The organism is Candidatus Neomarinimicrobiota bacterium (assembly GCA_034716895.1).
Taxonomy (GTDB): Bacteria; Fidelibacterota; UBA8477; order UBA8477; family JABMPR01; genus JABMPR01.
Window position 1 is genome coordinate 1 of sequence record JAYEKW010000190.1, and the last position, 2105, is coordinate 2105.

At 46.4% G+C, this 2105-nt stretch carries 1 protein-coding gene; it reads right to left on the reverse strand.

Going from position 1 to position 2105, the window contains the following annotated elements; genetic code table 11:
* Window positions 1–2029 (reverse strand): hypothetical protein (locus tag U9Q77_11380; protein ID MEA3287958.1); only part of this gene is annotated, 2029 nt, incomplete at its 3' end.
* Window positions 2030–2105: the final 76 nt, after the last annotated feature.

Sequence of the window (2105 nt, forward strand, 5' to 3'; positions counted from 1 at the left end):
CCTCTTCCCAATACTCAGGGTGTCCTGAATAGGCATCAAGTATCGCCTCTTCCTCGGTATGTCCTAAACCAACCGTACTTTCACCACCGTAAACTACACCATAGGCAAACTCTGACCCAAAATCTTCTGGTGCTTCAACGACTGCAAGGTCGGTGTTAGCGGGTAGGGTAGGATTGTTTTCATCGAATCCCTCGACCCCTTTGGTTACTTCCTCAATCTGGACTCCACCTTGGTCTAAGAACGCAATAACAGATTCACGCGAGACTTTACTGTCTTGCATGTCTAGCCATTCCTGTAGACCTACGGCTTCAATTTCTTGTTTTTTTACATTAGGTTGTTTGAGTAAGGCATTCACCCACGACTTAGCAGGGAGGGAGTTCTGCTTTATGTCGTGGGCTGCCTTGGTAAGAGCGGAGTAGAAACCTAGTTGGTCTTGGCTACCCTGGTAGAGGAGGGTTTCGCTTTTGGACTCTTTTGTCTTTCTGAGTTCTTGTTCCAGTTCTCTGGTGGCTTGATTCCGAAGTGTATCTGCGCGCCTGAGAATGGGTGTCCCTTTGGTAGTGGCAGATGCCTCTTGTCTGTTACTGTCATAATCGTATTCCTCTTTCTGCGGGAATGCTGCGTTAACTTTTCCCATATCTATCTGGAATGAACGCCCTATTTTCTCTTCTATCCTTTTAGCTAGATCATAGTCCTTTACGTTGCTAGAATTAAGGATAGCCATCTGCCCATCTCTTGTGGAATGACCACCGACGATTGGCTTACCTTTTTCTTCTAGCTCGTACAGAGTATCATATAGGTTTTCAATGTCAATAGCTCCGTACCCATCAGGGAGGGCAATAGTAACAACACCAACCTCGCTAGTCCCAACAACAGAATCTTCTGATGTGACCATCATGCTATCTTGAGAGAGTACATACCCCAGCATTTTAGCCACTGGGATCGCGAGTTCTGCTCTCTCTACTGTGAGCATCATTGATGGATTTGTTGCCCCCATATATCCACCAAACTGGAGAGAAAAATCCCCATCAGTCCCAAACTCTTTTAAAGTTTTTTCGATGATCGTGGCTGCAACTGATTGGCTAATCCTAAGCTTTTCACTTTCTGGCAGGGCGTCCCACTCTGCTGTCAGTTGAATGTTGTTTGGATCCGGTGCTACTTCCAGCATAATGTTCACCGGTGAGGATGGTGCGCTTTCCCCGTTTGCTCTGTAGTTGATGTTCGCTTGGGCAGCCCCCGTATAAGTCGGCACTACCTCTCTCGAATATTCAGTGTTCACCCACGCAGGGTTTGTGACCCCACCAAATAAGTCATTGATTGCTTCCCTTGCCTCTTGCTGAGAGATTTCCCCATTGGAAAACTTCTCCCATGTTTCAGAGGCAAACGCCTTGGTCTTTTTGGTTTTCTGGTTGTCCTCAAATAAACCACGAATGGCTTCCCATGCCATTGACTGCATTTCCCTCGGCCTTAAACCGCGCTGTTCTGCAGCTCTTTTGTATACCTCAAGAAAGATTGAATATGTCCCTTTTTGCCCAGTGATAGACGACGAAGAAGAGCCAGAGGAGCCGAAAGCCTGCCGAACCTCAACGTCGTCAACCGCTAGTGGTCTAAACAAGGCTGCAGCAACAGCGTGAGTATCTATAGTAGCAAACGGCATATCGCTATTAGGAGCAAACAAATTGTTATAAAAGTTCCTGACTTTGTGTTCTCTACCTATCTGATAAAAAATATTTTCCGCTCGTCCGTCAGTGAGAATGGAAAGAACTTTTGCTATTTCATTGTAAGACCCCCATGCTGATGTAGCTTTCCTGCCAGACTTAATCTTGGCATAGTCATGAACCCCACCTTCTGGGCTTATGATCCTATAACTCCTGTCGTTGTGGGTTTGGTCGTAAACTCTCAGCCATCGTGATGCAGCAGCTATGTCGTTGTTTTTTAACAAGAATGACAAGGTTTTCCCTCTTGCCCTCTTCATTATGGCGATATTTTCTTTCTTCGTCCCCTGGATCGCTGTGGCGGTTTGTGCCATCTTACGATCCCACTTGTGATCTCTTGCTCCGAACAGAATATCCATAGCGCGTTCTGCCTGGTTGACGTTCTGGAAC